Genomic DNA, 3,518 nt, shown 5'->3' on the forward strand with positions numbered 1-3,518 from the left:
CGAAGCTGACCGGCAACCCGCCTTGGTCAGGTGATCGGCGAGGAGTCGGGCGGACCAGTGCGTCACGGCTACATCATCGGGTGGTGGGTTCAGCGTGTGGGTGATGATCGCCGCCTCGTCGATCACCGGCGGGCGACCCGAACGAGGCAGATCAACCAGAGCGTCGATGCCACCAGCGTCGTAGCGGTTACGCCACGCCAGGACCGTCGGCGTGGACACCCCGACCTGCCGGCCGATCGCCGCGTTCGCCGTCCCGTCCGCGGCCAGCAACACGATCCTCGCTCGCTGCACCAATCCTGCCGGCGCCGTCGATGAACGGGTCAACTCCCGCAGACGAGCACCATCACCAGGACGAAGAACCAGCGCGGCAGCGACAGACATACCTCATTGTCCCGCACCCACACCACAAAACAACTTCAGACACGCGACACTAGGGCCCCGGCAAAGTCCGGGGCCGGGCCGTCAACCGATGCCAGCGTCCATCCGGCCCTGAGCCATCCAGCTGTTCCGATCCAGCCGCCTTTTGGTGACAAAGGTCGGGCAGGAATGCTGACGTTCCACCGGGCAGCTCGCCTGTTCGCTCGACCGAGGGGGCGCCCATCGTGCGTGGTAGGCCGACCGGAAGTCTGCCCGTCGACGAACAGTTCGGCCGGCCGCGCCGATCGCAGGATGGTCCGCACCAGCGCCCGCCTGTTTAGTCGACTCCAAGGGATCGGACTGCTGCCAGACCTGATTCCGGTTGCGACGGATGAGGTGACAATGCGAAGGATTCCCCGGTTTCTGCGTCGACGGCGAGTGCTCATCGCTCTGCTGGTCCTTGTGGTGGTGGGCGCGGGCGGGGCGGCCGTCTGGGCCCGCGGTGCCCCGGATGCCGACGCGGAGCCGACGAGCGCTGCGGTCGTGACGACGCCGGAACCGACGACGCCGCCGGCCAGCGATATCACTGACCTGGCCGGTAGCGGTTCCGACTCGACCGGCTCCGGTGGCCTCGGCGTCATCCCGGACGAGACCGCCCCGGTCGAGGAGACTCCCGGACGCCAGCCCGAGCGACGACGAGAGCACCGACGAAACCGATGACGAGACCCCGGTTGATGAGGCGCGGGACTGCCGCACCACGAAGTACATCCCGACTGAACCGATGGTCTTCGAACAATCGGGCAGCCGGGTGAAGATTTGGCGGGCCTACGGTTACGGGTGGCGCATCAACTATCGGGTCGACAACGGAACCACCTATTGGGTCGACGTGCGGAAGGGGATTGAGAACGGCGAAACTCCCGGCATCTACGGCACGTCCGTTTCGGAGGGTGATTTCACGTTTTCCATCGCCCAGAACTTCGGTACGGGTATCTGGAACGGAAAGGTCAATCTCAAGGGACAGTACAGGATGAAAATGACGGTGTGCGGTGATTGGTCGTACACCGAGGGTTTTACGAACGTTTGGTGATGGATCACGACGAGGAGGATGCCCGTCGCCTGCGGCGGTTGGTCGGTTGGTTCGACACCACCGACAACGAGTGGGCGACCCAGGCGCTGACCCGCGCAGTCGCCCGGGCCGGCCGCCTGCTCGTCGCCCACCAGGGTTTCGGCCCCGAACATCCGGTGTCGGCGACCATCGCGGCTGCCGATGCCTACCTGGAGCATCCGAGCGCCGAGAGCTATGCGGCCTACTTCGCCGCCGCCAGCCGCTCGTATCCGTTCGGTGCCGGCGAGGGCTGCTACCGGGTCGTCGGCGCGGAGGACTGTGGGCCTGGGTCCGGCTGCCGCACCGGGGCCGGCACGCTCGACCAGGTCGCCTCCGCCGTCGGTGCCGGCGCGGTTTTGCGAGCGATCAAGCTCCGGCCAGCCGCTCAGGGTGACGCCTAGGGCCCCGGCAAAGTCGTCAGATGATCCCCAGCAGGACGAGCGGGCGGGTGCTGTCACGGGCGTGATGGCGGTTGGCGGCGGCGATGTTGGTGACGCCGGCGAGGCGTACGGGGCCTGGTCGTGATGGACCCGGCGGGTGAGGTGGCGGTGATTGATGGTGTGTCCGGTTCGTAGGAGGACTTGTTCGATGGCGCGCCAGCCGATGTCCCGGTCGTCTCTGGCGTGGCGGAATCCTTCGTCGTGTAGGCGGATGACGATGGTTTCGGGGGTCATGCCGGCGTCGGAGAGTTCACCCCATCCGCGCGGCGAGTTGGGGGTAGCAGGAGAGGCTCTGTTGCGTTGTCGCGCCTGGCGGCAGGCTGAACCCGTCGTCGGGGTGGTCCGATCAGATCGCTCGGGCGAGTTCGGCAAACGCCGCTGCGACCCGCAGGGCGGGCGGGACCTCCAGGCCGATCTCGTAGTGACCGCGCCGAAGATTCTGCATGAAGGCGTGTCCGGCGATGACGACGCCGGCGGTGCGGTCAGCTCGTAGGCCGCGCATCGGTCGCAGTCGGTGCTTGAGCTGGCCGTGATCGGCTTCGATCCGGTTGTTGGCATAGCGCTCGACGTGGTGCCATGCTGACGGGATCAATTCGTCGAGCACGGCTGGGTAAACGGGCGCCGCGTCGGTGACGACCTCGCTCGCCATCACCTTCAGCCTGGCCAGCGCCGACGGAAGAATCGGCGCGCGGCCTGGGCGTCGCGGCGCATCGAGACCAGCACGTCGATGACCTGCCCATACTGGTCAACGGCCCGGTTGATCAGCAATGATGCCGGCGCGGGCACGGTACTCCACAGGGTGATCTGAAGGCGTGGACAACCTCAAGATCACCGGAGCCGTGCCCGCCCCGTCAAATATCTCTGGACATCGACACAGAGCCCTCAGCCGCGCACTCTCCGACTTTGCCGTGCCCGTGGGGGCGTAGCCCAGCCCGGCTCAACTTCGTCAACAGGCTCTTTAGGGGCGCCGACGTGTGACTGCGGCATATGCGTCGACGATGCCGTAGCCGTAGAAGCCGTTGTGCCACTTGGTGCCTTCACAGTAGGCGTCGTACGTTGGCGGACGGCCGATGCCGGCGTAGGACACCAGGCGCGGTGTCGGGCAAGGGTGCCGGCGGGCGCTGGTCAGCAGGACGTGCCGCACGCTGTCCGGGTTCATGCTGATCCGGCCACCACGCCGGTTTTTGATGCCAAACTGGCTGATCACCAGGGCGGCCGCGCCGGAGACATGTGGGGCGGCCCGGCTGGTGCTCTCGGCCCAGCGGAAGAACGAGCAGGTGCCGTCCTGGGTGCAATCTCTGAGCATCCCCTGCGCATCGCCGAGCGGAGTGATGTCGCCCTCCGGAGTCAGCCAGCCCTTGCCGGTGGCTGCGGCGCGGGAGTACGTCGACAGGATCTGATTTTCCCTGGCACCGAATGAAGGGGTGCCCAGCCCGTCTTTGCGGAAGCCGCCGGGGCCGCCGAGCTCGACCTCGGGGAGACCGTAGTTGGAGTAGTCGGCTTTGCCCCCCGACGGCCCGAGGCCGCTGACGCCGATCACGTGGCGCCCTTCGATGGGCATGGCCGCACAGCTGGCGCCGTCGATCTGCCGGGTGTAGGCAGAGTTGGCCGGGAAG

Annotated in this window: 5 protein-coding genes and 1 pseudogene; 3 read left to right on the forward strand and 3 right to left on the reverse strand. The window is 67.0% G+C overall.

Annotated features, from left to right (window positions below):
* The coding region (locus DMB66_RS54515; RefSeq protein ID WP_158647672.1) for a helix-turn-helix domain-containing protein at positions 1 to 291 on the reverse strand (291 nt) is incomplete at its 3' end.
* 468 nt (positions 292 to 759) lie between these two features.
* Here DMB66_RS54515 and DMB66_RS54520 point away from each other — a divergent pair.
* The 3 genes from DMB66_RS54520 to DMB66_RS54530 all read left to right on the forward strand — a co-directional run bounded on the left by DMB66_RS54520 (position 760) and on the right by DMB66_RS54530 (position 1,863).
* On the forward strand, positions 760 to 1,077 hold the full coding sequence (locus DMB66_RS54520) for a hypothetical protein (protein WP_125811920.1): 318 nt from the start codon (positions 760 to 762) through the stop codon (positions 1,075 to 1,077).
* A 61-nt stretch (positions 1,078 to 1,138) separates the two neighbouring features.
* Entirely contained in the window at positions 1,139 to 1,444 is a 306-nt protein-coding gene (locus DMB66_RS54525) for a hypothetical protein (RefSeq protein ID WP_125811921.1), read from the forward strand.
* Positions 1,444 to 1,863, forward strand: coding sequence for a hypothetical protein (locus tag DMB66_RS54530; RefSeq protein WP_125811922.1), 420 nt, complete (start codon positions 1,444 to 1,446; stop codon positions 1,861 to 1,863). The genes DMB66_RS54525 and DMB66_RS54530 overlap by 1 nt, the downstream gene beginning before the upstream one ends.
* A 385-nt stretch (positions 1,864 to 2,248) precedes the next feature.
* On the opposite strand, the pseudogene DMB66_RS54535 reads toward DMB66_RS54530, so the two are convergent.
* Positions 2,249 to 2,658, reverse strand: a pseudogene (locus tag DMB66_RS54535) (DDE-type integrase/transposase/recombinase); the annotation flags it as partial.
* A 202-nt stretch (positions 2,659 to 2,860) separates the two neighbouring features.
* On the reverse strand, positions 2,861 to 3,518 hold a 658-nt coding region (locus tag DMB66_RS54545; RefSeq protein ID WP_148112885.1), incomplete at its 5' end, for a S8 family serine peptidase.

The sequence above is a fragment of the Actinoplanes sp. ATCC 53533 genome (assembly GCF_003947245.1).